The organism is Streptosporangium sp. NPDC003464 (assembly GCF_053588315.1).
Genome location: NZ_JBSFPS010000013.1, coordinates 13771 through 38676, shown reverse-complemented (window position 1 = coordinate 38676; position 24906 = coordinate 13771). Strand labels below are relative to the sequence as shown.

The 24906-nt window shown below is 72.7% G+C and carries 27 protein-coding genes; 14 read left to right on the top strand and 13 right to left on the bottom strand.

Features of this window, described 5'->3' with window-relative positions; translation table 11 throughout:
* Nucleotides 1-33 precede the first annotated feature (33 nt).
* Both ACWDS7_RS05185 and ACWDS7_RS05180 read left to right on the top strand, forming a co-directional pair.
* Nucleotides 34-966, top strand: coding sequence for a cytochrome P450 (locus ACWDS7_RS05185; protein ID WP_451928195.1), 933 nt, complete (start codon nt 34-36; stop codon nt 964-966).
* A gap of 17 nt (nt 967-983) precedes the next feature.
* A complete protein-coding gene (locus tag ACWDS7_RS05180) occupies nt 984-1763 on the top strand; it encodes an isocitrate lyase/PEP mutase family protein (RefSeq protein WP_451928194.1) in 780 nt (259 codons plus the stop codon).
* A gap of 40 nt (nt 1764-1803) precedes the next feature.
* Here the strand turns inward: ACWDS7_RS05180 and ACWDS7_RS05175 are convergent, their stop codons facing one another.
* From ACWDS7_RS05175 to ACWDS7_RS05160, 4 genes are all read right to left on the bottom strand, one after another.
* On the bottom strand, nt 1804-2667 hold the full coding sequence (locus ACWDS7_RS05175) for a DUF4394 domain-containing protein (protein WP_306871252.1): 864 nt from the start codon (nt 2665-2667) through the stop codon (nt 1804-1806).
* Between the two features lie 221 nt (nt 2668-2888).
* On the bottom strand, nt 2889-3221 hold the full coding sequence (locus ACWDS7_RS05170) for an STAS domain-containing protein (protein ID WP_451928193.1): 333 nt from the start codon (nt 3219-3221) through the stop codon (nt 2889-2891).
* 6 nt (nt 3222-3227) lie between these two features.
* Complete coding sequence (locus tag ACWDS7_RS05165) at nt 3228-4283, bottom strand: cobalamin B12-binding domain-containing protein (RefSeq protein ID WP_306871247.1); 1056 nt, start codon at nt 4281-4283, stop codon at nt 3228-3230.
* Complete coding sequence (locus ACWDS7_RS05160; RefSeq protein ID WP_451928192.1) at nt 4280-5902, bottom strand: PP2C family protein-serine/threonine phosphatase; 1623 nt, start codon at nt 5900-5902, stop codon at nt 4280-4282. The genes ACWDS7_RS05165 and ACWDS7_RS05160 overlap by 4 nt, the downstream gene beginning before the upstream one ends.
* Nucleotides 5903-6291: 389 nt before the next feature.
* On the opposite strand from ACWDS7_RS05160, the gene ACWDS7_RS05155 reads away from it, so the two are divergent.
* Entirely contained in the window at nt 6292-7479 is a 1188-nt protein-coding gene (locus ACWDS7_RS05155; protein ID WP_451928191.1) for an Ig-like domain-containing protein, read from the top strand.
* Nucleotides 7480-7585: 106 nt separating this feature from the next.
* On the opposite strand, the gene ACWDS7_RS05150 is transcribed toward ACWDS7_RS05155, so the two are convergent.
* Both ACWDS7_RS05150 and ACWDS7_RS05145 read right to left on the bottom strand, forming a co-directional pair.
* On the bottom strand, nt 7586-8548 hold the full coding sequence (locus tag ACWDS7_RS05150) for a radical SAM protein (RefSeq protein ID WP_451928190.1): 963 nt from the start codon (nt 8546-8548) through the stop codon (nt 7586-7588).
* A gap of 59 nt (nt 8549-8607) precedes the next feature.
* Nucleotides 8608-9573: a GlxA family transcriptional regulator gene (locus tag ACWDS7_RS05145; protein WP_451928189.1), complete on the bottom strand. Its 966-nt coding sequence runs from the start codon at nt 9571-9573 to the stop codon at nt 8608-8610.
* A 200-nt stretch (nt 9574-9773) separates the two neighbouring features.
* On the opposite strand from ACWDS7_RS05145, the gene ACWDS7_RS05140 reads away from it, so the two are divergent.
* Nucleotides 9774-10460 (top strand): DJ-1/PfpI family protein, encoded by a 687-nt coding sequence (locus tag ACWDS7_RS05140; RefSeq protein WP_451928188.1) that lies wholly within the window; start codon nt 9774-9776, stop codon nt 10458-10460.
* A gap of 115 nt (nt 10461-10575) precedes the next feature.
* Nucleotides 10576-11136, top strand: coding sequence for a GNAT family N-acetyltransferase (locus ACWDS7_RS05135; protein WP_451928187.1), 561 nt, complete (start codon nt 10576-10578; stop codon nt 11134-11136).
* Nucleotides 11137-11191: 55 nt separating this feature from the next.
* Here ACWDS7_RS05135 and ACWDS7_RS05130 read toward each other — a convergent pair whose 3' ends face one another.
* Nucleotides 11192-11365, bottom strand: coding sequence for a hypothetical protein (locus ACWDS7_RS05130; protein WP_451928186.1), 174 nt, complete (start codon nt 11363-11365; stop codon nt 11192-11194).
* A gap of 43 nt (nt 11366-11408) precedes the next feature.
* Between ACWDS7_RS05130 and ACWDS7_RS05125 the strand changes: the two genes are divergently transcribed.
* From ACWDS7_RS05125 to ACWDS7_RS05100, 6 genes are all read left to right on the top strand, one after another.
* A complete protein-coding gene (locus ACWDS7_RS05125; RefSeq protein ID WP_451928185.1) occupies nt 11409-12434 on the top strand; it encodes an aminotransferase class V-fold PLP-dependent enzyme in 1026 nt (341 codons plus the stop codon).
* Nucleotides 12431-12748 (top strand): DUF952 domain-containing protein, encoded by a 318-nt coding sequence (locus tag ACWDS7_RS05120; protein WP_451928184.1) that lies wholly within the window; start codon nt 12431-12433, stop codon nt 12746-12748. The genes ACWDS7_RS05125 and ACWDS7_RS05120 overlap by 4 nt, the downstream gene beginning before the upstream one ends.
* Before the next feature lie 180 nt (nt 12749-12928).
* The gene (locus ACWDS7_RS05115; RefSeq protein ID WP_306871223.1) at nt 12929-13477 is read left to right on the top strand and encodes an NUDIX domain-containing protein; all 549 of its coding nucleotides are present in this window, start codon (nt 12929-12931) and stop codon (nt 13475-13477) included.
* A 70-nt stretch (nt 13478-13547) separates the two neighbouring features.
* A complete protein-coding gene (locus tag ACWDS7_RS05110) occupies nt 13548-13820 on the top strand; it encodes a hypothetical protein (RefSeq protein WP_451928183.1) in 273 nt (90 codons plus the stop codon).
* A 92-nt stretch (nt 13821-13912) separates the two neighbouring features.
* Nucleotides 13913-14320 carry an SRPBCC family protein gene (locus tag ACWDS7_RS05105; RefSeq protein ID WP_451928182.1) on the top strand — a complete coding sequence of 136 codons (408 nt, stop codon included), beginning with the start codon at nt 13913-13915 and terminating at the stop codon, nt 14318-14320.
* 108 nt (nt 14321-14428) lie between these two features.
* Nucleotides 14429-15436 (top strand): NADPH:quinone reductase, encoded by a 1008-nt coding sequence (locus tag ACWDS7_RS05100; RefSeq protein ID WP_451928181.1) that lies wholly within the window; start codon nt 14429-14431, stop codon nt 15434-15436.
* Between the two features lie 86 nt (nt 15437-15522).
* Here ACWDS7_RS05100 and ACWDS7_RS05095 read toward each other — a convergent pair whose 3' ends face one another.
* Together ACWDS7_RS05095 and ACWDS7_RS05090 are read right to left on the bottom strand one after the other, a co-directional pair.
* Entirely contained in the window at nt 15523-17130 is a 1608-nt protein-coding gene (locus tag ACWDS7_RS05095) for a multicopper oxidase family protein (RefSeq protein WP_451928180.1), read from the bottom strand.
* Nucleotides 17123-17530, bottom strand: coding sequence for a hypothetical protein (locus ACWDS7_RS05090; RefSeq protein WP_451928179.1), 408 nt, complete (start codon nt 17528-17530; stop codon nt 17123-17125). The genes ACWDS7_RS05095 and ACWDS7_RS05090 overlap by 8 nt, the downstream gene beginning before the upstream one ends.
* A 108-nt stretch (nt 17531-17638) precedes the next feature.
* Between ACWDS7_RS05090 and ACWDS7_RS05085 the strand changes: the two genes are divergently transcribed.
* The gene (locus ACWDS7_RS05085; RefSeq protein ID WP_451928178.1) at nt 17639-18595 is read left to right on the top strand and encodes a LysR substrate-binding domain-containing protein; all 957 of its coding nucleotides are present in this window, start codon (nt 17639-17641) and stop codon (nt 18593-18595) included.
* Between the two features lie 72 nt (nt 18596-18667).
* Complete coding sequence (locus ACWDS7_RS05080) at nt 18668-19108, top strand: YybH family protein (protein WP_451928177.1); 441 nt, start codon at nt 18668-18670, stop codon at nt 19106-19108.
* A gap of 1255 nt (nt 19109-20363) precedes the next feature.
* On the opposite strand, the gene ACWDS7_RS05075 is transcribed toward ACWDS7_RS05080, so the two are convergent.
* From ACWDS7_RS05075 to ACWDS7_RS05060, 4 genes are all read right to left on the bottom strand, one after another.
* On the bottom strand, nt 20364-21875 hold the full coding sequence (locus tag ACWDS7_RS05075) for a pentapeptide repeat-containing protein (protein WP_451928176.1): 1512 nt from the start codon (nt 21873-21875) through the stop codon (nt 20364-20366).
* Nucleotides 21876-22184: 309 nt separating this feature from the next.
* Nucleotides 22185-22811 carry a methylated-DNA--[protein]-cysteine S-methyltransferase gene (locus ACWDS7_RS05070; protein WP_451928175.1) on the bottom strand — a complete coding sequence of 209 codons (627 nt, stop codon included), beginning with the start codon at nt 22809-22811 and terminating at the stop codon, nt 22185-22187.
* Entirely contained in the window at nt 22808-23293 is a 486-nt protein-coding gene (locus ACWDS7_RS05065; protein WP_451928174.1) for an RNA polymerase sigma factor, read from the bottom strand. The genes ACWDS7_RS05070 and ACWDS7_RS05065 overlap by 4 nt, the downstream gene beginning before the upstream one ends.
* A gap of 43 nt (nt 23294-23336) precedes the next feature.
* Nucleotides 23337-23834: a methylated-DNA--[protein]-cysteine S-methyltransferase gene (locus tag ACWDS7_RS05060; RefSeq protein WP_451928173.1), complete on the bottom strand. Its 498-nt coding sequence runs from the start codon at nt 23832-23834 to the stop codon at nt 23337-23339.
* A 585-nt stretch (nt 23835-24419) separates the two neighbouring features.
* Here ACWDS7_RS05060 and ACWDS7_RS05055 point away from each other — a divergent pair.
* On the top strand, nt 24420-24887 hold the full coding sequence (locus ACWDS7_RS05055) for a hypothetical protein (protein WP_451928172.1): 468 nt from the start codon (nt 24420-24422) through the stop codon (nt 24885-24887).
* Nucleotides 24888-24906: the final 19 nt, after the last annotated feature.

Here is a 24906-nt window from a genome sequence, read left to right as displayed (position 1 = left end):
GGCGCCGAAGCCTCCCGCCTCTAGCCTCGGGACATGACTTCACACCCGCTGGTCGTCAGCCGCTACGACGAGGTGCGCGCGCTCCTGGCCGACCCCGGCCTGTCCGTCGTGCCCGCGGCCCGCCCGCCCTCCGCCCTGACCGTGGCCTGGCTGCGCGGCGCGGTCAGCCGCTTCGCCGACGGCCCCCTGCACGCCCGGCGCCGGGCCGCGGCCGAGGAGGTGCTCGCCGGGCTGCGGGCGCCGGCGCTGCGCGCCGCGGCCTTCCGGCGGGCCTCCTCGGCCCCGCGGGAGGCCGGGGCGGTCCCGATCGAGCTGATCCCGGTCGAGGTGCTGGCCGTCGCGCTCGGCGTCCGGGCGCAAGAGGGCGGGCAGGCGGCGCGGGCGGTAGCACGGTTCGCCCCGGCCTACCTGCCCGCCCCGGCCCCCGCCCCGGCAAGCACCGAGGTCGCAGGCACCGGGCACGCCGCCACCCCGGGCGCCGCCCACCCCGCCGCAGACGCCGCCCACCCCGCCGCGACCGCGGCGGCGGCCGACGCGGGCCTGGCCCGGCTGTCGAGGCTGCTGGGCGACCCCGAGCCGGAGCGGCTGGCCGTACTGGCCGGACTGCTGGCCCAGGCCTGCGACTCCACGGCCACCCTGATCCGCAACGCGCTGGCGGCCGGCACCGCGGCCTGCCCGGTGGAGGACCTGCTGGCCGAGACGCTGCGCCACGACCCACCGGTGCGGGTGCTGCGCCGCGTCGTGACGGGGCCGGGCCGGGCGGCGGGCGGTGCGGAGCCCGGCACGCCCGTACTGCTGGATGTGGCGGCGGCCAACCGGGATCCGGAGGTGTTCGACGACCCCGGCCGCTTCCGGCCCGGCCGCACCCAGGAGCACCTGACCTTCGGAGCGGGGCCGCGCCCCTGCCCGGGGCGGGAGATCGCGCTGGCGCTGGCGGCCGGGGTGATCGAGGCGGTGCGGCGGTGACGGCGGCCGGGCCGACGATGTCCGAGCGGTTCAGGGCGTTGCACCACGGCCACCAGCCCCTGCTGCTGCCCAACGCCTGGGACCACGCCTCGGCGGCGGCGCTGGCGGCGGCCGGGTTCGCGGCGGTGGGGACGACGAGCCTGGGAGTGGCCGCGGCCGCGGGCAAGCCGGACGCCGAGCAGGCCACCCGGGCCGAGACCGTGGCGCTGGCACGCGGGATCGCCAGGCTGCAGGTGCCGGTCACGGTCGACATCGAGGCGGGCTTCGGCGGCTCACCCGCCCAGGTGGCCGACCTGGCCGAGGAACTGGCCGACGCCGGGGTCGCCGGGATCAACATCGAGGACGGCCGCGGCCGCGGCCTGGCGGAGGTGTCGGAGCAGGTCGCGCTGATCGGCGCGATCAAGCAACGGGTGCCGCGGCTGTTCGTCAACGCCCGCACCGACCCGTTCTGGCTGGGCGCGCCCGACGCCCTGGCCACAGCCGTGCGGCGGGTCCAGGCCTACGCCGGCGCGGGGGCCGACGGGGTGTTCGTCCCGGGGGCGGCCCGGGAGCGGGAGGTGCAGGCGCTGGTCGCCGCCGCCGCGGTGCCGCTGAACGTGCTCATCCAGCCGCAGGTGCCGCCGGCGCGACTGGCGGCCCTGGGCGTGCGGCGGATCAGCTACGGCTCCCTGCTGTTCCGCACCGCGCTGCGGGCGGCCGTCACCACCGCGCTGGAGGTGGCCGCCGGCGGCCCGGTCGCCGACGACGTGCCCTCCTACGGGCAGGTCCAGCGGCTGTGGCGGCCGGAGCCACGCTGAGGCCGCGGCCCCGGCCCCCCGGTGAGAGGGGCGGAGCCGGTCAGTTCCGGTCGAGCGGCAGGGCGATGTCGACGACCTGGCGGTGGCGCGGGAAGGAGCCGTAGAGGTCGGCCGCGCCGGTGAGCAGGTCCACGCCGTAGAAGCGGTAGCCGTCGCCGACCCTCAAGGTGGCGAAGGCGCTGTTGGAGACGGTGACCTCGCCGCGCACCGAGCTGTAGACGTCGAAGCCCGCGCCGCCGGTCGCGGCCACGCCCAGGGCGCCGACCGGCGCCAGGGTGCCCGCGTTGGCGGGAGACTGCAGGCTCACCCGGTCGGCGCCGGTGTCGAGGTCGAACAGCGTGGTGGCGGTGGCCGGGCTGAGGTCGTTGTTGGTGTAGGCGGCCCCCGAGACGCCGAGCGCGGTGGCGCCCGTGGTGGCCGGCGGGACGGGCGGGTTGGTCAGCGGGCCGTCGGCCACGGTCTGTCCCGCGGCGGGGGTGCCGGCCGGATCGTCGATGTTGTGCCGCAGGTTCTGCCCGGTGTCACTGATCACGCGCAGCCGGTTGGCGGCGGGGTTGAAGTCGACGCCGAAACCGGTGCCGCTCAGCGCCACGGTCAGCTGGGAGACCTTGGTCGCCACGGCCGAGCGGTTCAGGACGTAGACGCCGCCCTGGTCGCCGACACCGTACAGCCTGCCGTTCTGCACCCGGTAGTCGATGCCGACCAGGGCGCTGTCGCCCTGGAGCCCGCGGACCGCACCCAGGTCGTGGACCTTCTCGGGGGAGCTGGCCTGGAAGAGCACCAGGCGCTGGCCGTCGGTCAGCCCGACGACCGCCAGGCGGGGCCGGCTGCCGGCCAGCGCCGGCGCGGTGGTGCCCGCCGCCGCGCTCAGCACCACCAGGGCGGCGATGAGTGTCTTTCGCATGTGCCTTCTCCTCTGCGACCGGGCGCCGGCGCGCCCGGACCGGCCACGGCCACGGCATGGTGGGTGGACCGGCCTGCGCGTGATCCTGTTTTCGCAGGTTAAGCGGTAAGGATCGGCGAGATCGGCTTCTGCCGCGGTGTGTCGCCGGCAATCACCCGCGCCCCCGTGCGGAGCCGGGGCGCGGCCGCCGCCCGCGGGCGGGACGGGCCCGGGCCGGGGCGCTACTGGGCGGGCGGCAGGTCGAAGACCTGGTCCAGGGCGGTCACCTTGAACAGGTGGCGCAGGTAGGAGGTCAGGGCGACGATCCGCATGGTGCCGCCGTGCTCGCGGGCGATGTTGTAGACGTTGATCAGGGCCGCCACCCCGGAGGAGTCGACGAACTCCAGGCCCGACAGGTCCAGCTCCAGGCGGCGCGGCTGCCCGGCCAGCAGCTCCTGGGCCAGGGGGAAGAGCTCGGCGGCCGTGTCGTAGTCCAGATCACCGGCGAGCACCAGCAGCGTGGTGCCCGCGTCGGTGCTCTGCACCTCGGTACGGAGCGGGGTCTTCTCGAGCATCTATCGTCAGATCTCCAAATCGGCGCCGGGGTCGTGTGCCGCCTCGATCCCCTGGACCAGCATGCGGCGGGCACGGGGAAAGTCTCGCAGCTCATCGTGGAAAATACGCAATCCCACCTCTATCGCCCTGGCCGGGACCCCGCGTGCCCGCAGCACGCCGCCGGTCCAGGTGATGAAGCCGGTGAACACCGCGGCGTCGTCGACGTAGAGGGCGGCGGCCAGGAAGTCGAGGATGTGACCGAGGTCTTCGGCGGTGGAGTCGAGCTGGTGGGCGCTGTAGGCAGCCATCGGCGGGTAAGCGCCGGCCAGGGCGCTCATCGCGCCGGTGAGCAGCTCGCCGCGGCGCCGCGTCAGGTGGGTGTACTCCTCGTCGGCCAGGTGGGCCGGCGCGTGCGGCGGCGCGGGGAAGTCCGGCAGGCCGCCGGCCAGCACGTCGGCGGCGGCATCGGCGGTGGGGGCCCAGCCGTCGGCGCCCAGCAGCCGGGCCGAGCGGCCGTCGGCGCCGAAACCGGATCCGCCGGCCAGGACGGGCACGCCGACGGCCTGGCAGGCGGTGAGCGTGGCGTGGGCCCGGGGCAGGCGGGTGGGCAGGGCGCAGCCCAGCGCGACCGCGTCGGGCCCGGTCTGGTGCAGGTGGGTGATCAGATGCGGGCCGGGCACGCTGGCGCCCAGGAAGTCGACCCGCCAGCCGCGCAGGCGCAGCACCTCGGCCAGCAGCCGGGTGGGCAGCGCGTGGTATTCGCCGTCGGTGCAGGCGACGGTGACGCGGCCGAGGGTGGGCTCGGGCCGGATGCGGGCGGTGATCGCGGCGACGGCGCGCTCGCTGACGGCCGTGGCCCCGTGCTCGCGGGCGACCGACCAGCGGTTGGCCGCCCACAGCTCGCCGACGCGCCGCTGGGCGGGCGCGATGAGCTCCAGCAGCAGGCTCTCGGCCGGCACGCCCTCGCCCAGCAGGCCGAGCACCAGGTCGACGGCGCCGAACTCGTCGGCCCGGCCGATGCGCTCCAGGTAGTGCTCCCCGGCGGTGCGCAGATCCCCGGGGGACAGGCCGGTGGCGCTCACCGCGCGGGCCTGGCCTGTACGGCCAGCAGCGCCCGGTCGTCTTGGACGTCGCCGCCCAGCCAGTCGGTGCTGAGCTGCTCCAGCCGTTCCACCACCGCCGCCACCGGCATGCCCGCGCAGGTGGACAGGGCGTCCTTGAGCCGCCGCCCGCCGTACATCTCACGGCCGCTGGGGCCGCCGAAGGCCTCGGTGATGCCGTCGCTGTAGAACAGGCACACCTCGCCGGGGGCCAGCTCGACGGTGAGGGGGGTCACGGTGACGCTCTCCAACGCGCCCAGCAGCGGGCCGCCGGCGGCGACCTCCCGCACGGTGCCGTCGCGGCGCAGGACGAGCGGCGCCGGATGCCCGGCCACGGCCAGGTCCATGCGTACCCGGCCGTCGGCGCCGGCCCGCAGCGCGCCCAGGACGAGGGTGAGATAGGAGTTGGGGACGGGGGAGGCCAGCAGGGAGCGGTTGAGCAGTGACGCCAGCCGCCCGGGGTCGGTCTCGGTCAGCAGCAGCGCGCGCAGCGACTGGCGGACCTGCCCGGCCAGGACGGCGGCGCGCGCGCCCTTGCCGCAGACGTCGCCCAGGACCACCAGCGGCTCGCCGGGGGCGGGAAGGAAGACGTCGTAGAAGTCGCCGCCGATCAGGGCGGCCTGCTGGGCGGCGCGCAGCGAGCCCGCCAGCTCCAGGCCGGGCAGCGCCGGCAGGGCCGGCGGCAGCAGGTCCCTGGTCAAGATCGCATTGGTGGCGCTCTGCTCCTGATACAGGGCGGCGGCCGAGATGGCCGCGCCCGCGCGGGCGGCGAAGATCCGCACCAAGGTCTCGGCCTCCTCCTCGAAGGCCGGGCCGCCCTCACGGCGGGCCAGCACCAGCGCCCCGGCCGGGACGCCGTTGCCGGGCAGCGGGGTGACGAGCAGGTGCTGGGCCTGGCCGAACTCCTCGGGCAGCAGCCATCCGGGCACCTGGGCAGGGTCCAGCCACCGGCTGGGCACGGGCGGGAAGCCCGCCAGCGCCTCGGCCAGGCCGGGCACCTGCGCGGTGGAGGCGGTGGTGACCGTGCCCTCCTGCAGGGCCTGGCGCCCGCCGGCCGAACGCAGCCAGCTCGCCTGGCGGCGCCCGGCCGGCGGCAGCACCACCATGGCGACGTCGGCCAGGAAGGAGACGGCCAGCTCGACCGTGGTGCGGGCGCAGCGGCGCGTGTTGAGCGAGGCCGACAGCCTGCGGCCGGCCTCCATCAGGAACTCGGTGCGCCGGCGCTCGGCCAGCAGCGCGCCGGTCCTGGCCGACTCGGCGGTGACGTCACGCAGGTACCAGGCGTGATGGGCGATGCCGAAGACCTCCCGGCGCACCCGCAGGAGCCGCTGCCCGTGGCCGACCTCCCGGTCCTGGCCCTCGGGGTGGTCGTGGTCGAACAGCCCGGCGGCCGCGCCCGAGGCGGCGGGACGGCCGGGTGAGACCTCCGGCGCCATCCGCGCCGCCGCGGCGTTGACCATGACAACGGCGCCGTCGGCGCCGCACAGCACCACGCCCTCGGCCGAGGCCTCCACGATGGCGCGCAGCAGCTCCTCGCCCGGCACCCGGGACGGGTCTTGGTGCGTGCGATCGATGTCACCGACCGGCCGTACTGCGGTCATCACCACGCCTTCCGTTCCGGGTCGATCACGTCAGCCTAGCTTTCCGGCAGCCTAGCTTTCCGGCCCCGGGACGGGACGGGCCGGCCGGCGGCCGCCGCGGCCGGCGGCGCCACCCGCCCGGGCCCCGCCCCCGATCCCCGCCCGGCGTCCGCCGGAGCGCGGGCCCACGCCGGGCAGGCGGCATCGGCCCAGGTGAAGGCAGCGATGACCGCACCGGGCGCCCCGGCCCGGCCCCTCGTGTTCCCCGAAGTCCCGGGCGGCATGTTATTCACACCGCAAAGTGACCTAAATGTGACCGAACTCTCCTCAACCAGGTGTACTACCTGCGCATCTCCTATTAGGGTCTTTAAACGCAGTTTGCTGTAGTGGGGGAGAAAGTTGTGTTAAACGTGGAACGTCGTGGTCTGAGGACACCGCTGGCCGGACTGGCGGTGGCGGCGGCGGCCGTACTTGCCACCTCCTGCTCCGGCGGGTCGGCCCCGACGGCCCCTGCCGCCGACGGCCAGCGCGCCGCGGCAAACACCACACCGGCCGCGCCGGTGATAAAGATCAGCCCGACCCAGGGCAGCGCGACCGTGCGACCGGACAAGAAGGTCGTCGTCACCGCCGCCAACGGGTCACTTGAGCAGGTAACCGTGGAGAGCGGCGGCAAGCCGCTGGCCGGCGCCTTCGACGCCGGCCGGACCAAATGGGTCTCCAAGGCCCCGTTGAAACCCTCCAGCGAATACACCGTCTCGGCACGCGCCGTGGGCGGAACCACCGCCAGCAGCTCCTTCACGACACTCAAACCGAAGGTCGAGCTGGCGGTGGCCGACGTGACCCCGGCACTGAAGGGGGAGAAGGTCGGCGTGGGGGCGCCGATCATCGTCACCTTCAACCAGCCGGTCAGCCAGAAGGCCGCAGTGGAACAGGCATTGGAGGTGACCTCGGAGAAGCCCTCCCAGGGCGCGTGGCGGTGGATCAACGACACCACCGTGATCTACCGGACCGCCAAGTTCTGGCAGCCCCACCAGAAGGTGACCTTCACCGCCCGCCTCAACGGCGTACAGGGCGGCAAGGACATGTACGGGGTCAAGGACTTCACCAAGAGCATCCGGATCGGCGCGGCCCAGATCGCCACCATCGACACCCGCAAGCACAAGATGATCGTCAAGCGGGACGGCAAGGTCGTGCAGACCATGCTGATCAGCGCCGGCAACGCCAGCACCCGCGAATACACCACCACCAGCGGCGTGCACCTGGCGATGGGCAAGGCCAACCCCGAGCGGATGATCTCACCGGGCCGCAAGAAGGGCGACCCCGGCTACTACGACCTGATGATCAACCACGCGGTGCGTTTCTCCAACAGCGGCGAATACGTCCACGCGCTGAACAACGTCTGGGCCCAGGGCCGCCAGAACGTCAGCCACGGCTGCATCAACTCCCGCCCCGACCAGGCCCGCTGGTACTACAACCAGGTCCAGCGCGGCGACGTGATCACCATCACCGGCACCGACCGGAAGATGGAGTGGAACAACGGCTGGGGCTTCTGGCAGCTGTCGTTCAAGCAGTGGGCCAAGGGCAGCGCCCTGGCCTGAGCCCCCTTCGGGGGCGGCCCCACCGGCACCCGCCGGCCGGACCGCCCCCGAAGAGGCCACCCGCACCGGAGGCGACCCCACCGGGGACGGACCCGGCGGGCGGGCCTCACAGCAAGGTGAGCTGCCGATGGGCCGACAGGGCCAGCGGCAGCGGCTGCTCAGGACGGGTCGGGCTCATGCCGTAACGGGCGGCCAGCTGCAGGACCTGCCCGGTGACACGGCCGACATAACCGGGATCGGCCTCGGCCCCCCTGGCGTACAGCTCGCCGTAACGCCCGGCCAGCGCCGGATGGTGCTCATCGAGCCAGGCCAGATACCACTCCCGGGCACCGGGCGGCAGGCGCAGCACCTGCGGGGTGAGACTGACGGCCCCCGCGTCGGCGGCCCGGCGCACCGTGGCGGCCAACTGGTCGGGGGAGTCGGTCAGCAACGGCAGGATGGGCGCCATCACCACCCCGCACGGCACACCACGCTCGTTGAGCTCCGCCACCAGCTCCAGACGTTTCTGCGCGCCCGGCGCCCCGGGCTCCACGGTGCGGCGGATCTGATCGTCGACGAAGGCGATCGAGACCACCACACCCGCCCCGGGAGCGGCGGCCAGCAGCCCGGCGTCGCGCAGGATGAGCGTGCTCTTGGTGTGCACGGTGAACGGCGCCCCGGCCTCGCGCAGGGCGGCCACCACACCGGGCATCAGCCGGTAGATCTCCTCGGCGCCCTGGTAGCAGTCACCGGCCATGCCCACGCGGATGTGCTCGCCGTCCCAGGCGGAGGCCAGCTCCGCCCGCAGCCGCCGCACGATGTTGGTCCGCACCACGATCCGCGAGTCGAAGCCGGTGCCGGTGTCCAGCCCCAGGTAACGGTGGCCGCGCCGGACCGCGCAGTAACGGCAGGCCTGCGCGCACCCCCGGTAGGGGCTCAGCGCCCACCCCTCGGCGGTGCGCTCCAGCGCGCCACGGGCCTGCACCTCGTAACAGGTCAGCCCACCGTGAACCCGGGTCACCGCGGTGCGCTCGATCCGCGGCCGGGCCTCCGACGGCCCGGCGAGCAGGGCAGGCGCCTCCCATCGCATGCCGATCAGTGGAACACGTTTTCGACACCGCCCGCAAGGGGGACCCGCTGCGGCGCTGCTCAGCGGCCCGCGCCGGCGGCCTGCCGGTAGCGGGCCGGCGGCACGCCGTAGCGGTCGGTGAAAGCCTGCCGCAACGTCTCGGCCGAGCCGAACCCGCACCGGCGCGCCACCGCCGCCACCGGCAGCGAGGTCGAGGCCAGCAACTGCGCCGCCGCCTCGGCGCGCGCGCCGCGCACATACCGCGCCGGGCTCTGCCCCAACCGGCCGGCGAACAGCCGGGCCAGATGACGGCCGCTGACCCCCGCCCGCCGGGCCAGCGCCGCCGCCGACAGGTCGGCGTCCAGATGAGCGCCGACATACCCGACCAGGGCCCGCACCAGATCATGGTCGGGCGGCGGCGCGGCCACGAACATGCTCATCTGCCGCTGGTCGCCGGGCCGCTGCAGGTAGGTCACCAGCCCGCGCGCCGCGCGGCGGGCCAGCTCCGCGCCGTGGTCGTCCTCGATCAGCGCCAGCGTCAGGTCCAGCGCGCTGGTCACCCCGGCCGCGGTGCAGAAACGCCCGTCACGGATGTAGATCGGCGCCGGATCCACCCGCACCCTCGGATACCGTCCGGCGATCACGCCGGCGTAGGCCCAGTGCGTGGTGGCGCGGCGGCCGTCCAGCAGCCCGGTCGCCGCCAGCACACCGGCCCCGGTGCACACCGAGGCCACCCGGCGGCTCTCCCGCGCCAGCCTCCGCACATGCCCCACCAGGCGGACGTCGGCGGCGGCCGCCTCATACCCCTGGCCACCGGCGACCAGCAGCGTGTCCAGCGGCCCGGAGAGCCGCTCCAGCGCCTGCTGCCCCCGCAGGACCAGCCCGGAGCCGCAGGCCACGTCCCGGCCGCCCGGGCTGGCCATCCGGATCCGGTACGGCGGACCGGCGCCGAGCCGGTTGGCCACGTCCAGGGCGTCGGAGACGCAGGCGATGTCCAGCAGCTCGGCGCCGGCATAGGCCACGATCACGAACAGCCGCTCCTCCACGCCCCGACCCTACCTGTCCGAAAGACAGGGACCACAGGAAAACAGACATGCCGGCGCGGGCGGCTTGGCGCCCGCGCCGGAGCGGGCGAGGGTGAAGACGGCCGGACCCGGACACCGGCGCCGACACCGGCGCGGGCACCGCACCGGCCCGCACCGGTGTCCACACCGACCCACCAGAACCCGCAGCCGGAAGGACAGATGTGAAGACCGTCGCGTTCGTGCTCTACCCCGGGATCACCCCCCTTGACCTGGTCGGCCCCCTGCAGGTGATGTCGGTGTTCGCCTTCTTCGACCCCTCCTACGAGGTGGTGGTGGCCGCCGAGACCCTCCAGCCCCTGCAGACCGACACCCCGCTGCGGCTGGCCCCCAGCCACACCTTCGACCAGCTCGACCGCCCGTACGCGGTGATCGTCCCGGGCGGCAACGGGCCGACCTTCGCCGCGATGGCCGACGACGGGCTGCTGGAGCGCATCCGCGCCGCCGCCGCGACCGCCGAGGTGGTCGGCTCGGTGTGCACCGGGTCGCTGCTGCTGGCCGCCGCCGGCCTGCTTCAGGGCCGCCGCGCCACCAGCCACTGGGCGGCCCTGCACCTGCTGGCCAAGCTCGGCGCGGTCCCGGTCGGCGAGCGCGTCGTGCACGACGGCCCGTACGTCACCGCCGCCGGGGTCGCGGCGGGCATCGACATGGCGCTGCACCTGGTCGGACGCCTGGCGGGGGAGGAGACCGCCCGCCAGGTCCAGCTCATGATCGAATATGATCCGCAGCCGCCGCACGGCCCCATCGACTGGGCGGCCGTGGACCGCGCCGCCTACGCGCCGCTGATCACCGACACGCTGTCGGCCGCACTGTCGGGCCATCCACGGCTGCTGGAACGCCTCACCCGGTAAAAACGCCGCCCGCCCGCACTCGCGCCCGCTCCGGCACGGGCACAGGCGGGGGCGGGCTGAGGCGGGCGGGCTAAATACGTGGCCGACCGCCTGCCGGCCGCCCTAACCTGACCGGATGCTGAAGCCCCACCACCCGATCCGCACCCAGCGGCTGACCCTGCGCCCCTTCACCCCCGCAGACCTCGACGCCCTGCACGCCTTCCAGTCACTGCCCGAGGTCGCCCGCTACCTCTACTGGGAACCCCGCGACCTCGAGCAGGTCAGACAGGCCCTGGAAACCAAGATCACCCAGTCGGCGCTGCTGGAGGAGGGCCAGGCACTGGCCCTGGCGGTGGAACTGACCGCCACCGGCGAACTGATCGGCGACGCGGTGCTGTTCTGGCACAGCCGCCTGCACCGCAGCGGAGAGATCGGCTACCTCTTCCACCCCGACCACCACGGCAGGGGATACGCCACCGAAGCGGCCCAGGCCCTGCTGGAGCTGGGATTCGACGGCCTGGACCTGCACCGCATCACCGGCCGCCTCGACGGACGCAACACCGCCTCGGCCCGGGTGCTGGAACGCGCCGGAATGCGCCGCGAGGCGCACCTGGTGGAGAACGAGATGGTCAAGGGGGAGTGGACCGACGAAGTGATCTACGCGATCCTGCAGCGGGAGTGGCGCGCCCGCCGCTGAGCCCGCCCCTCGACCCGCGGCGGCGAGGCGGCCGCCCTGACCGGCCGGGACGACCTCAGCCGGCCAGGGCACGGCACGGGGCCACGGCGAGCCTGGCGATCTGCCACTGCGACACCCCGGCCCACCGCTGCGACACCTCGGCGGACACGATCACCCGCGACCCCTTGAAGGCCCCGCCCCCGGCCGCGACGGTCACCGGCGCCCCCGAACCCCTCAGCCACCACCCCACCGGCACACCACCACCCGACGGCCGGACCCGTAAAGTACCGGACATGGACCTGGCCCAGGCGCGGACACTGTGGAACCCCGACCCCGGCTGGCTCAACACCGCCAGTTACGGCCTGCCCCCGCGCACCGCCTTCGAAGACCTGCAACGCGTCCTGGCCGACTGGCAGAGCGGCCGCAGCGACTGGAAACCCTGGGACGCCGCCACCGGCCACGCCCGCACCGCCTTCGCCACCCTCGTCGGCGCCGACCCCGGCGACATCGCCACAGGCGCCACCGTCTCCCAGATGCTCTCCCCGCTGGCCGCCACCCTCCCACCCGGCGCGCACGTCCTGGCCCCCACCGAGGAGTTCACCTCCAACCTGTTCCCCTGGGCGGTCTCGGCCGACCTGCGCACCGTCCCCATGGCCCACCTGGCCGAAGCCGTCGACGACCGCACCCACCTGGTCGCCTTCAGCCTCGTGCAGTCGGCCGACGGCCGCCTGGCCCCCGCCGAGGACATCATCACCGCCGCCCGCGCCCACGACGCCCTCGTCGTGACCGACGCCAGCCAGGCCTGCGGCTGGCTGCCCGTCGAGGCCACCCGCTTCGACGTGCTCGTCTGCGCCGCCTACAAATGGCTCATGGCCCCCCGCGGCGCCACCTACGCCTACCTGTCACCCCGCGCCCGCCGGCACATGCGCCCCGTCGCCGCCAACTGGTACGCCGGCGCCGACCCCGGCGGCTCCTACTACGGACCGCCCCTGCGCCTGGCCGACGGCGCCCACGCCTACGACCTGTCACCCGCCTGGTTCAGCCAGGTCGGCGCCGCCCCCGCCATCGACCTGCTCAACCGGATCGGCGTCCCCGCCGTCCACGCCCACAACACCGCGCTGGCCGGCCGCTTCCTCACCGCCCTCGGCCGGCCCGCCACCGGCAGCGCGATCGTCACCGTCGACGTTCCCGACGCCCACGAACGGCTGGAGGCCGCCGGGATCCGCGCCGCCGTACGCGCCGGAAAGGTCCGCGCGTCCTTCCACCTGTACACCACCGACGACGACGTCGACCGAGCCGTGGAGGCCCTCACCCGATGACCATCCTGCACCTGGCCCTGACCGCCGACTGGGAGGCCGCCCAGAAGACGGGGGAGTATCGCCACTCCACCCTCGGCCGCACCCTCGAACAGGAGGGCTTCATCCACGCCTGCGCCGACCACGCCCAGCTGCACGGCGTCATCCAGCGCTTCTACCGCGACGTCACCGACCCGCTCACCCTGCTGACCATCGACCCCACCGGCCTCGACGTCCGCATGGAGGTCCCCGGCGACGCCCCGGAAGCCTTCCCCCACATCTACCAGCCGCTCCCCGTCACCGCCGTCGTCTCCGCGACCGCCTACACCCCCGCCTGACCGCGACCACCCAGCGGCCGCCGAGCGGCCGCCGAGCGGTCACCGAAGAGGGGACCGCCCGCCAGAACCCCGCCCCGCCGCCGCCTGCCCGGCCCCGCCCCCCGGCGGCCGGGCACCCCCCGGACCGGCCACAACCCTTCCCGAAACCCCACCCCGGCCCCGCCAGTAGGCTCCTGCACCATGACCACCCCACCGGAACCCACCATCCGCACCCTCGACTCCACCGTCGTCTACACCAACCCCTGGATCACCCTGCGCGAAGACCGCATCCAACACCCCGACGGCACCCACGGCATCTACAGCGTCCTGGACAGACCCGACTTCGCCCTCGTCATCCCCATGGAGAACGACGGCTTCCACCTCGTGGAGGAATACCGCTACCCCATCGGCCGCCGCAGCTGGAGCTTCCCCCAGGGCAGCGTCCCCCACAGCCCCTCACCCCTCGACACCGCCCACACCGAACTCACCGAGGAGACCGGCCTCACCGCCGCCTCCATGACCCACCTCGGCCGCCTCGACACCGCCCACGGCAACACCGGCCAGCGCTTCGACGCCTTCCTGGCCACCGCCCTCACCCCCGGCACCCCCAACCGCGAACACACCGAACAAGACATGCGCCACGGCTGGTTCCCCCGCACCGACCTCGAACAGATGATCATCAACGGCGTCATCACCGACAGCTGCTCCATCGCCGCCTACACCCTGCTCCTGCTCCACACCCCGCGATGAACCGCACCCCACCCGACAACAATCCCGCCGACACCGCCCCACCCCACCCCCCGCCGGGTACGCTCACCCCATGTCGAACCTGATCGTCATCCTCCTTCTGACGGCGGTCCTCGCACTAGTGATCATCGGCCTCATCGTGCTCGCCGTACGGATCGCCCAACGCCCCCGCAACACCCTCGTCGGCGGCGGCATCGGCCCCGAACTCCTCCAGCAGATCCTCCACCTCAAAGCCACCGGCCAATTCGACCAAGCCGTCTTCCTCGTCCGCGGCGAGACCGGAATGAGCCACCGCGCCGCCGCACGCCTCGTCAGGAAAATCCGCCCCACCCCACCACCGGCATGACCCCCGCCACCCCCGGCCCGCACCCCACGGATGGACCCGCCCCCAACGGGTAAGCGCTCACTCAACGGCACCCACACCGAGGAGTGAGACCCATGAGCGAACACGAACGCTCCCGCACCATGCCCGCACCGGCACAGACAGTCTTCGACCACGCACGCGACCTCGACCGCCTCGACCACTGGCTCCCACAGGACCTGCACGTACGGCCCGACATCCTGCCCGCCGTCACCGTCCACGAAGACAGCACCGGACAAGACGCCCACGCCCTCATGCAAGCCGACCCCGACCAGCTCCGCATCGAATGGGGCACCCGCGACGACGGCCGCTACGCGGGCTGGCTCCAGGTCGCCGACAGCGGCACCGGAGCCAGCGAGGTCACCATCCACCTGTCCTTCTTCGACGACGAACACGCCCCACCCGGCGACGACATCGACCACACCCTCGACGACAGCCTCCAGCGCCTGGCCGACGAAGTACGCCTGCACACCTCCACCGGCTGACCCCACCGGACCAACCTCCCCCCACCCCGCCACAGACCCCCACGACACCGACCACAACCACCCCCGGGCAGACAACCAACCGGCACCCACCTGCCAATACTGGTGACCATGAGCACCGACACCCCGCCCCACCTGCCCGACACCATGCCCACCGCCCACATCAACGCCCTGGGCGGAGCAGACCTCATCACCTACGGCGAACTACCGACCCCCACACCGGGCCCCAACGACGCACTGGTCGAAGTCGAAGCCCTCACCGTCAACCCCGTCGACACCCTGATCCGATCAGGGCGCTACCCCACCCCGACCCCCTTCCCCTTCATCCTCGGACGCGACCTGGCCGGCACCGTACGCCTCACCGGCTCACCCACAGTGCCCTTCCGGCCAGGCGACAGAGTCTGGTGCAACAGCCTCGGCCACGACGGCCGGCAAGGCTCCTTCGCCAGATTCGCCCTCGTCCCGGCCGACCGCCTCTACCACCTGCCCGCACAGGCGGACCCCGACACCGCCGTCGCAGTCGCCCACCCGGCCGCCACCGCCTACCTCGGCTGGTTCGTCCACGCCCGGCTACGCCCCGGCCAGACCGTCTACATCGCCGGCGCCGCCGGCAACGTCGGCCGCGCCGCCACCCAGATCGCCGCCGCCGCAGGAGCCCGAGTCATCGCCGCCGCCCACCCCGCCGACCACCCCGACTGCCACACCAACGGCGCCGAGGCAACCGTCGACCACCGAGACACCGACCTCGCCCGCCGACTCACCGAACTGGCCCCACAAGGCATCGACATCTTCTGGAACACCTCCGGACACCACGACCTGGACCTGGCCGTACAGGTCACCGCCCCCGGAGGGAAGATCCTGCTGACCGCGGCGGCCGACAACACACCCCGCCTACCGGCCCGCCCCTTCTACACCCGCGACCAGAGCCTGCTCGGCTTCGTCATCAGCAGAGCCCGCGCCGACGACCTCGCCGACGCCGCCAAACTGATCAACCGGATGCTCCGGACCGGCACCCTCACCCCCCGGATCGCCGGACACCTGCCCCTGTCGGCCACGGCCGACGCCCACCGGCGGATCGAATCCGGCACAGTACGCGGACGCCTCATCCTGCACCCCTGACCCGCGACACCCCACGCCACCCCGGACTCCACACCGGCGAGACCCGCCCCGACGACGCCCGGACCACCAGGCACAGCACACGCCGCCTAGACGATCTCAAGGTTGGCCATCATGCCCATGTCCTCGTGCTCGGCGTTGTGGCAGTGGAACAGATAACGGCCTCGATAACCGTCGAACCGGGAGATGATCTCCACGGATTCACCGGGACGCAGCGAGACGGTGTCCTTCAGCCCCGCGTCATGGGCCAGCGGCGGCCCGCCACTGCGCGAGAGCACCCGGAAACCGACCAGATGCAGATGGACGGGATGATGGACGTCGGCGACGAACCGCCACACCTCGACGTCGCCGAGCCGGACGGTGACATCGGTGCGGGCCGGATCGAACGGCAGACCGCCGATGAGCCAGCCGTGACCCGCACGCATCCGCCCCGCGCGGAAGGCGAACTGGCGCACCCTGACGGCCTCCGAACGCCGCCAGAGCGGCAGGTCGGCAGACAGGACGCGGGGGATACGGCTGCCGTCGACGGCCCTGCGGACGACACGGAAGGCCATCACGTCGCGAGTACGCCCCGAACCCAACCGGTTGACGACCGTGACACGGCCGCCGACCGGCACATGCGAGAAATCGACGACCAGGTCGTAGCGTTCGGCCGGCGCGATCGGCAGGAACCGGTGGACGACCGGCGCGGCGAGCAGTCCCTGATCGGCACCGACCTGGACGAGGTCGAGCCGGCGCCCGTCGTCGAGAACCGCTTCCAGCTCGTAGTGCCGGGCGTTGGAGGCGTTCAGGACACGCAGCCGGTAGCGGGCCGCGTCGACCTCGTGCACCGGCCACGGGGCGCCGTTGACCAAGATGACGTCGCCGAGGACCCCGGCGAGATAAGGCCCGCCGACGCCCGGCCGCTCTCGCAGCGTGGGGTCGAGAGCGGGGTAGTCGAGACTGCCGTCGGCGGCGAACGCCCGGTCGGTGATCATGAGGGGCAGCTCACGCGGCCCCGCCGGCAGGCCGAGCGAGTCCTCGGCGTCGTCACGCACCAGGTGCAACCCGGCCAGCCCCCGCCAGATCGCCGGAGCGGTGAAGTCCATCCGGTGGTCGTGATACCACAGCAGCGCCGGCCGCTGCTCCAGCGGGAAGGTGTAGTCCCGCGTCAGCGTGGTCAGCACCGCCCGCGGATCCTGCATGCCGTGCCCGGAGCCGTGCCCGGAGCCGTGCCCCACGCCCACGGCGGCGCCGTGCCAGCCCTCGGGCACGACGAGGTCGGTCGGATATCCGTCGGAGGCCGCCGGGGTCCGACCGCCGTGCAGATGCACGACGGTCGGCACAGGCAGGGTGTTACGGTGCGACACGGTGACCGGCCGGCCGCGACGCGACTCGATCGTCGGCCCCGGGAAGGTGCCCTCATACGTCCACAGCGGCGTCCTCACCCCGGGCAGGATCTCCGCACTCGCCTCACGCTGAGTGATCTCGTAACGGTCGACGCCACCCGAGGTGCTGACCGGCCTCAGCACGGCGGGAATCGGCAACGGCACCCGGAAGGGCGGCGGCAGCGGCACGGCGCTGCGCAGCTCGGCACCGGTGACCGGCGGCCGCCGGGCCAGCGCGGCCGAGACCGACAGCCCGCCGGCCGCCACCACCCCGAGCGCCCCGCCGATGCCCAGCGCCCGCCGCCTGCTCACACCACCGCCGTCACGCACCCCCGGCCCCCTCACGAAGGACAGGCCGCCGCCACACATCGATGAACTGCACCACGACCGCGACGACGGTCATCACCCCCAACGGCAGGTGCAACCACAGCGCGCCGTCCAACCCGGCGAAGTACTGCACCGTCTCGGCCGCCACCACCGCCATCGCGGTGAGGAACGGCCAGACCTGACGCAACCGGACCCAGACCGCGACCGCGACGACCGCCTGCAGGTACCCGATGGAGGTGACGGCGTCGGCGCCGACCGCATGCAGGCTCAGCGCGCCGTAGTCACCGGTCAGATACATCCCGGCGAACACCGGCTGGCCGGCGATCGCCACCACGTGCGCGCTGACGACGGTCCGCAGCATCCATCCCGTCAGAGCCGTCCGGGGCGCGGCCACGGTGAGCATGTGAATCCCTCCTCACTCCGTTCCCGATCCGTGAACGACCCCGACGATATGGCTCGCAAGTTATCTTGTCTAAGATCAATATTGCTATGCTGTTATGTCCCGGGAGTCATGATGGACCTGAACACGCTCAAGCAGTTCATGGTGGTCGCACGACTGGAACACCTCAGCCGGGCAGCCGACGAACTCCACATCGCCCAGCCCTCACTGAGCCGCACCATCGCCCGCCTGGAGAGCGAACTGGGCACACCACTGTTCAACCGCAGCGGCCGGCTCCGGCTCAACGACGCCGGCAAACTCTTCCGCGATCACGTCGAACGCTCCCTCGGCGAACTCGAAGCCGGACGACGCGCCGTCGCCGAAGCCGGCAACCAGGGCCCGGGCACCGTGAGACTGGCATCGGAGACCTTCCTCACCCTCACCGGCCCACTGGCGGCCTACAAACAAGCCCACCCCTCCATCGAGATCGAGCTCCACTGGTCCCTGGCCGAAGACATGACCCGCCTCCTGCGAGCCCAGGACGTCGACCTGTGCGTCGCCTCACAACCGATCCACGCCGAAGGCCTGAAATCGACACCCCTGTTCGACGAAGCGGTAGGAGTGGGCACACCACTCGATCACCCCCTCGCCGACCGCACATCGGTGAGCATCGACGAACTCGCCGACCAACCCTTCGTCACCGCCCGCGAAGGCCACTGGCTACGCCGCCTGCTCGATCGGCTCTTCGCCGCCAGAGACCTCACACCGAAGATCGTCTGCGAAGTCGACGAGCTCACCGCCATCGCCGGCCTGATCGGCGCGGGACTCGGCATCGGCCTCGTCCCAAACTTCGCCCGCCACTTCGCCTTCGCCCGCCACAGCGCCACACGCGCCCCGCTCACCTGGATCGCCGTCGACAACCCCGACTGCCGCCGCAGAGTCACCCTGTACTGGGGCGCCGACAGCCACCTGCCGACCGCCGCCCGCCTGATGCGCACCACGATCACCAACTGGGACTGGAACACCGACCGACCCCAAGCGCAACGACCTCGAACAACTCCGGAGCCGGCACGGCAGCCGCAGGCCTGACATCCCGGGGCGCCGCGTCGTCGTACCGGTGAGAAGCCAAGACTCCACACCGGACGGAAAGGACGGGCAGCAATGCCTACGCAGCACGAGACGGACCGGGCCGAGATCCGCCGGCAGATCGACAAGATAGTCGAAGGACTCCGGACCAAGGATCTCGAGGGCCTCAAGCGGCTTTACACACCCGACGTCGTCTCCTTCGACATCGAACCGCCACTGCAGCACGTAGGGACAGAGGCGAAACTGAAGAACTGGAACAACGTCTTCACGCTCTTCCAGGACGTGAACTACGAGATCCGCGACCTGACCCTCACCGTGGGCGACGACGTGGCGTTCGGCCACTGCTTCGGCCGGCTGAGCGGCACACTGAAGAACAGGACGGCGACGGACGGCATGTGGGTCCGGGCCACTTTCTGCTTCCGGAAGATCGACGGCAACTGGCTGATCGCGCATGACCAGGTCTCCGTACCGCTCGACATACCGAGCGGCAAAGGAGTGACCGACCTGCAGCCCTGACGAGCCGCCCACGTCCCGAACGTCACGGGCGGCGCCGCCCGTCGAGCCACCGACCCGGTCCCGCAGACCGGGGGAGCGGCGGCACCACTACCGGTAACGCCCCAGCCCACGGCCGGCCCGGACGTCACCGACAAACAGGTCCAGGCGATGCGGCTGACGACCGCCGTCAGCCAGGCACCGGCGTCCGGCCCCCGGCCCGCCTGCCTCTGTCTGACATCACAGAACCTGACACACACTGTCATATATTGGACACATAGCGTCAAATGCCCCGACACGGTATCGCGCGGGGGAGTAGGCCAAACCTGGCAGCAAGAGACAGCGGCAGAGGCAGGCCACCCCGCACACCCGAAACCGCACCACGCCCCGGAGCGGCACCCGGCACCCGACCCCGGCGCCCCGCAAGCGCCCTGCGCCTACGCCGGCGGCACGCGCCCCGGCCGCGGGAACGGCGACGACCGGGCGCGGCGACCGACCTCAGGGAACGCGGCCGCACGGCCTCCAGCCCGAAAGCAGTACGAATCGGACTTACTGCGGGAAACTTGCAGATTGCTCCGGCTTACCGTGGAAGAACGGAACAGAGGAAGACGGACCGGATCCCGCCGGGCGCGGACCGGAAGATCATCATCCCGCCGACCATGGACCGAAGATCATTTTTCTCGCCCCGCACGGCAGGCCCGCCTGCGGCGCCCACCGGACGGATCGCGCAAGACCGTACGCGGAATCCGGGCCAGGCCATGCAGGAGAGGTCAACCGGATCAGTTCGGATGGGACGGGACAGTCCATCCCGGCCCCCCTATCGGCACCCATCAATCTCATACCAGACAGAAGGTGAATTCTGTTTGGTATAAAAATGACCATATTCGAGGCATCTCCCGCTGCCCCGCCTTAGGACAGACCGGACCGGACACACCTTCGGCGTCCCGGCCCACACCACACCAGCTCGACGTTGCCCGAGGCGTGGCCGGATCGGGCCTCCGGCGCACCGGACGGAAAGTTGACCATGTCCACACCGGTGAGGTCACCGGCCACGTCGAGGCGGCCACCCGCACCTGCCGGCCCTGGCCGGTGAGCTCGTTCCGGCCGCGCTGCCGACCGGCCCGTTGATGACGACCAGGACGTGTCCCCTGACGCCCCGGCCCGGCCTGTGATCATCAGGGACCGTGCTGGGCGCCGCCCCTGTCGCGTCACCGATGGCCGCCCCCCTTTTTCCCGGTGCCGCGGTGACACGGATCGGCAGGGGGTGATGTGACCGCGCTCACGTCTCGGCGGCGGGTCGATCCCGCGCCGGCGTGGGATCGGTGTCGGTGTCGGGCGCCGGCACCGATCCCACGCCGGACGGCTCGCCGGGTGGTCCGCTGCTCTGCGGGGGCGGCTGGATCAGCTGGGCCCGGCCGGATCCGTCGCCCAGGGGGTCCTCCCTCCAGCCTTCGGGCCACAGGCGTCCGGCGGCGCAGGAGATCTGGGCCGTGGCCTCCCACAGGGCGGGGGCGTCTGCGAAGACGGCCTGCTGGAAGGAGACTCCGCCTGAGAAGGCGGCCTGCCGGAAGACGGCCTCGCCGTTGAAGGCGGCCGCGCCGAAGGACGCCTGCGCGGTGAAGGAGGCGGCCCGGAAGACCGCCCGGTCGGCGAATTCGGCCTGGCCGAACAGGGCTGCCTCGCCGAAGGTCGCGCCGGTGAAGTCCGCGCGGAGGGCGAAGACGGTTGCGCGGAAGGTCGCTGTGCCGTTGAACAGGGTCTTTTCGAATCCCGCCCTGTGGTTGGCCTCGCGTGGATCCGCGCCGCGGGTGAAGACGGCCGCGGTGAACGTCGCCTCTGCGTCGAAGGTGGCGCCGTCGAAGCGGGTGAGTCCTTCGAGGGTGGCGCCGTCGAAGGTCGCCTGGCGTATCCGGCACCGGCTGAGGTCGAGGTCGAGCAGATGCGCGCCGGTGAGGTCGAGGTCGATGCCGGGCCAGAAGGTGCCGGGCGGCAGCGGCTCGTCCCTGCTCCAGCGCAGGTGTTCGGCGAGTATCCGCTGGGCGGTGGCGCGGACCTGGAGTTCCTGGGGGTCGGCGGGGGGTGTGGCCGCCTCCTGGTGGTCGGCGGGGTCCGGGGGCCCGGTTGGAGTCCCGGACGGGGTGGCGGGCATGCGGAGGTAGGCGCAGATCACATCGGTGATCGTCTGGCGGTGCCCGGGGGTGTCGTGGGCGAGGCGTCCGAGGGCGTGCAGGCCGGCCAGCCGTACGGCGGCCTTGTCGTGCCCGAGCTGGTCGCCGGCCTTGGTGTAGAGCTCGGTGAGGCGTTTTTCGGCGGCGTCGTACTCCTGGTGGGCCTGGGTGCGCTCCCCCAGCCACTGGCGGCGCGCTCCGAGCAGCAGCGCCACCAGTCCTGCGGCTCCGGCGCCCACGGTCAGGCCGGTCTTCACCGCCTCCACCCGCAGCTCCACGCGTCTGGCGGCCTGTGGCGCGCTGTCGGCCAGCGACAGCAGGGCGGCTGTGGTGGCCCAGATGGACACGGTGATGAGTACGGCGCCGATGAGGACCCACCACCACGGCAGGACGCGTAGCCGCGTGTGGTCGGCCGGGCCGGGGCGTTTCAGGATGAGGCCGGCGCCCAGGGCCGCGAGCACCACGGCCGTCAGGCCCAGCACGCCGGGCAGTGGCACGTAGGCCGTCAGGTCGGGGGCGGCCGCCTGCCGGGTCAGGAGCGCGGCGCCGCCGGCGGCCGCTCCTCCGATCAGTGAGATCGCGCCCGTCGTCGTGTGTCTGGGTCTGCTCCCCCGCTGTTTCATGGTGGCAACTTCAACGTATCGGCCGCGGATCGTCCACCGTGGCCGGCGCGTCCGCTCCGCCGCGGCTCGGTTGTCCGTCTGGGGGCGGGGCCGGTGTGGTGTCGGCCGGCAGGGGGCGGCGGCGGGTGTGGGCCTGTCTTCGGGACGGGAGAGGGTGACCTGGCCGACTGTCTGTGGGGCGGCTGGTGCTTCTGGACCGTCCCCGTGCTCGGCCGGGTACGGCCGGACGTCAGGCCGAGTGGTTGCTGTCCCTGCCGGGGTGAGGTGTCCGCGCCGCCCGTCCGGACGCCCGCCGGTGGGGTGCGGTGTTCATGGGGTGGCCTCCAGGGCCAGCAGGACTTTCTTGGCGTCGGTGCCGCCGACGTACTGGCCGAGGGTGCCGTCGCTGCGTACGACGCGGTGACAGGGGACGATGACCGGCAGGGGGTTGGTGGCGCAGGCGGTTCCGACGGCGCGTACGGCTTTCGGGCTGCCCGCGGCGGCGGCCACGGCCGCGTAGCTGGCGGTCGTGCCGTAGCCGATCTCGCTCAGGTGCGTCAGGACGGTACGGCGGAAGCCGTGGGCCAGGCGCAGGTCCAGTGGCAGGTCGAACAGGTTGCGCCGGCCGGTGAAGTACTCCTCGATCTGCCGGGTGGCGTTCTCCAGGCGGGCGGGGGCGCGTAGCAGGCGGGGGCTGAGGCTGCCGGCCAGCTGCTGCAGGACCTTGTCGTGGTCCTCGCGGGCGTAGGCGACGCGGACCAGGCCGCGTTCGGTTGCGGCCAGCAGCAGCGGCCCGACGGGGGTGTCGAGGGTGCGGTAGGCGACGTCGAGGATCCCGGCGCGTTCGGCGGCCGCGGCCAGGCGGGCGTGCAGGCGCTCCTGGGTGGCCTGGTCGGTCTCGGTCAGGCGGGCCAGCAGCTCGCCGTCGCCGGCCGGCGTCGCGGGTGTGGTCGTCATCGGTCCTCTCCTTCGAGGTAGCTCTTGCGTAGTTTGGCGATGCCGTCGGCGGCCGCTCGCCTGGCGGCCTGTGGGCTGCCGCCCAGGAGGTGGGCGACTTCGGCGTACGGCAGGCCGGCGAGGTAGTGGTAGGCGATGGTCTGGCGCTGTTTGAGCGGCAGGGCGTGCAGGGCCTTCCACAGCTCCGGCTCCCCTTCGCCGGGCACGCCGTCCTTGGCGGGTGTCTCCGGCAGGTGCTCGGTGGGGACGGCCCGTCGCTTCTCGGCGCGGAGCTGGTCGATGGCTTTGCGGTGGGCGATGGTGACCAGCCACGCTTCGATGTTGCTGTCGGCCTGCAGGGTGGGGTATGCCTGCATCGCCGACAGGAACGTCTCCGACCAGGCGTCTTCGGCGGCGGTGGTGGGGCCCAGGACGGCGCGGCACACGCGTAGCACGGCAGGCCCGTGCTCGGCCACGATCGTTTCGAAGGGATGCTGTCTCACGTTGGGTAAACGTCGCGGGCGGGTCGGATGTGAGGTGGTGGTGTCAAAAGAGTTGTCCTTGTCGCCAGGGTGCGGGGCGTTCGAGGTCGAGCAGGAACTGTTTGCGGGCCAGGCCGCCGGAGAATCCGGTGAGGTTGCCGTCGGCGCCGAGGACGCGGTGGCAGGGCACCACGACGGCGATGGGGTTGGCGCCGTTGGCGGCGCCCACGGCGCGGATCGCCTCGGGGCTGCCGATCTCGGCGGCGAGTTCGGCGTAGGTGACGGTGTGTCCGTAGGGGATGGTGGTGAGCGCCTGCCAGATGCGGCGCTGGAAGTGGCTGCCGGTCAGGTGGGTGCGGAGGGTGAAGGTCTTGCGCTGTCCGGCGAAGTACTGGGTGAGCTGTTCGGTGGCCTCCTCGAAGCCGGAGGTGACTTTCGGGCCGAAGGTGGCGGGGTCGGGCATGTGGCGGTGGTCTTGCATGTAGGTGCCGCTGAGGACGCCGTCGGTGGCGACGAGGGTGAGGGTCCCCATCGGTGAGTCGATCGTCGTGTGTGTTCTCATGGCGCTGTCCTGCCGGTGCTGGTGTCGGTGGTCCGGGCGGTTTTGGTGCTCTCGGTGTTCTCGCCGGTCCGGGCCGGGTGGGTGCGGGGAACGGCCGATCCGTGTCCTGCCGGTGCTGGTGTCGGTGGTCCGGGCGGTTTTGGTGCTCTCGGTGTTCTCGCCGGTCCGGGCCGGGTGGGTGCGGGGAACGGCCGATCCGTTGCGGCGGGCGCCCGGCCGGTGGCGTCTGCTCATATCTGGTCAACGCGTGGGGGCGGATGAATGTGAGGTCATCGCGGGGCTCCGGCCCTTCCACGGCTCACGGCTCCGTCTTCTTGCCCTGGCTCCGCGGCTCCGCGTCTCCGCCCTTCCGGCTCCCGGGACACAGGGCACAGGACGGGCGCGGAGGGCTGCCGAGGGCTTGCACGGCCCGGGGCGGGCTATGCCCCGGGCCGGTCCGCGCCACGTGGCCCAGCCCAGCCCAGCGTGGCGCGGCCTGGCGTGGCGCGGGGCGGATTGGGGTGCCGACGCGCCGGGGGCGACGGGCTCGCCGAGATTGTCGGTGCGGCATCCTACGATGGGCCGACTCGTGGAGGGATGCTGCCGATGCTGGATTCGCTGATAGTGCCGCTGCTGGTCACCACCGATCTGCCGCCGGATGCGGATCTGGCCGAGTTCGGGTCCCTGCTGGCCGACACGGTGCGGACGCTCGGGGATGGCGAGGCGTCCTATTCGGGCTTCCTGCACGGCGGGGTGTTCTGGCTGGATCGGCCGGGTCCGCCGGCGCATGACGGCGGGTCGACCGTGTCGATGGCAGAGGAGCTGCGCTTCGCGGCGCTGATCGGTTACCTGTCGATCTCGGGGGTGCGGCACTCGCCCAAGGAGGTGGTCGCCGGCGTGCGCGAGGTGATCACCGAGGCGGTCGCCGGCCGCTACGGCGACCTGGGCAGTCCCCCGGCGGTGATGGCGATCAGGACCGAGGACGTGCGTGAGCGCACTCCCCCGTCGGCGCTGCCGGTCAGGACCGCTGACGCCGTCGCCGAGCTGGTCGCGGTCGCCCGCCCCTACATGTAGCCGCCGGCCGTCGGGTGCC

What these genes read in the sequence shown, in the direction of transcription:
- ACWDS7_RS05185 (WP_451928195.1), top strand. Translation starts at nt 34, where the DNA reads ATGACTTCACACCCGCTGGTCGTCAGCCGCTACGACGAGGTGCGCGCG.
- ACWDS7_RS05180 (WP_451928194.1), top strand. Translation starts at nt 984, where the DNA reads ATGTCCGAGCGGTTCAGGGCGTTGCACCACGGCCACCAGCCCCTGCTG.
- ACWDS7_RS05175 (WP_306871252.1), bottom strand. Translation starts at nt 2,667, where the DNA reads ATGCGAAAGACACTCATCGCCGCCCTGGTGGTGCTGAGCGCGGCGGCG.
- ACWDS7_RS05170 (WP_451928193.1), bottom strand. Translation starts at nt 3,221, where the DNA reads ATGCTCGAGAAGACCCCGCTCCGTACCGAGGTGCAGAGCACCGACGCG.
- ACWDS7_RS05160 (WP_451928192.1), bottom strand. Translation starts at nt 5,902, where the DNA reads ATGACCGCAGTACGGCCGGTCGGTGACATCGATCGCACGCACCAAGAC.
- ACWDS7_RS05150 (WP_451928190.1), bottom strand. Translation starts at nt 8,548, where the DNA reads ATGCGATGGGAGGCGCCTGCCCTGCTCGCCGGGCCGTCGGAGGCCCGG.
- ACWDS7_RS05135 (WP_451928187.1), top strand. Translation starts at nt 10,576, where the DNA reads ATGCTGAAGCCCCACCACCCGATCCGCACCCAGCGGCTGACCCTGCGC.
- ACWDS7_RS05125 (WP_451928185.1), top strand. Translation starts at nt 11,409, where the DNA reads ATGGACCTGGCCCAGGCGCGGACACTGTGGAACCCCGACCCCGGCTGG.
- ACWDS7_RS05120 (WP_451928184.1), top strand. Translation starts at nt 12,431, where the DNA reads ATGACCATCCTGCACCTGGCCCTGACCGCCGACTGGGAGGCCGCCCAG.
- ACWDS7_RS05115 (WP_306871223.1), top strand. Translation starts at nt 12,929, where the DNA reads ATGACCACCCCACCGGAACCCACCATCCGCACCCTCGACTCCACCGTC.
- ACWDS7_RS05110 (WP_451928183.1), top strand. Translation starts at nt 13,548, where the DNA reads ATGTCGAACCTGATCGTCATCCTCCTTCTGACGGCGGTCCTCGCACTA.
- ACWDS7_RS05105 (WP_451928182.1), top strand. Translation starts at nt 13,913, where the DNA reads ATGAGCGAACACGAACGCTCCCGCACCATGCCCGCACCGGCACAGACA.
- ACWDS7_RS05100 (WP_451928181.1), top strand. Translation starts at nt 14,429, where the DNA reads ATGAGCACCGACACCCCGCCCCACCTGCCCGACACCATGCCCACCGCC.
- ACWDS7_RS05090 (WP_451928179.1), bottom strand. Translation starts at nt 17,530, where the DNA reads ATGCTCACCGTGGCCGCGCCCCGGACGGCTCTGACGGGATGGATGCTG.
- ACWDS7_RS05085 (WP_451928178.1), top strand. Translation starts at nt 17,639, where the DNA reads ATGATGGACCTGAACACGCTCAAGCAGTTCATGGTGGTCGCACGACTG.
- ACWDS7_RS05080 (WP_451928177.1), top strand. Translation starts at nt 18,668, where the DNA reads ATGCCTACGCAGCACGAGACGGACCGGGCCGAGATCCGCCGGCAGATC.
- ACWDS7_RS05075 (WP_451928176.1), bottom strand. Translation starts at nt 21,875, where the DNA reads ATGAAACAGCGGGGGAGCAGACCCAGACACACGACGACGGGCGCGATC.
- ACWDS7_RS05070 (WP_451928175.1), bottom strand. Translation starts at nt 22,811, where the DNA reads ATGACGACCACACCCGCGACGCCGGCCGGCGACGGCGAGCTGCTGGCC.
- ACWDS7_RS05060 (WP_451928173.1), bottom strand. Translation starts at nt 23,834, where the DNA reads ATGAGAACACACACGACGATCGACTCACCGATGGGGACCCTCACCCTC.
- ACWDS7_RS05055 (WP_451928172.1), top strand. Translation starts at nt 24,420, where the DNA reads ATGCTGGATTCGCTGATAGTGCCGCTGCTGGTCACCACCGATCTGCCG.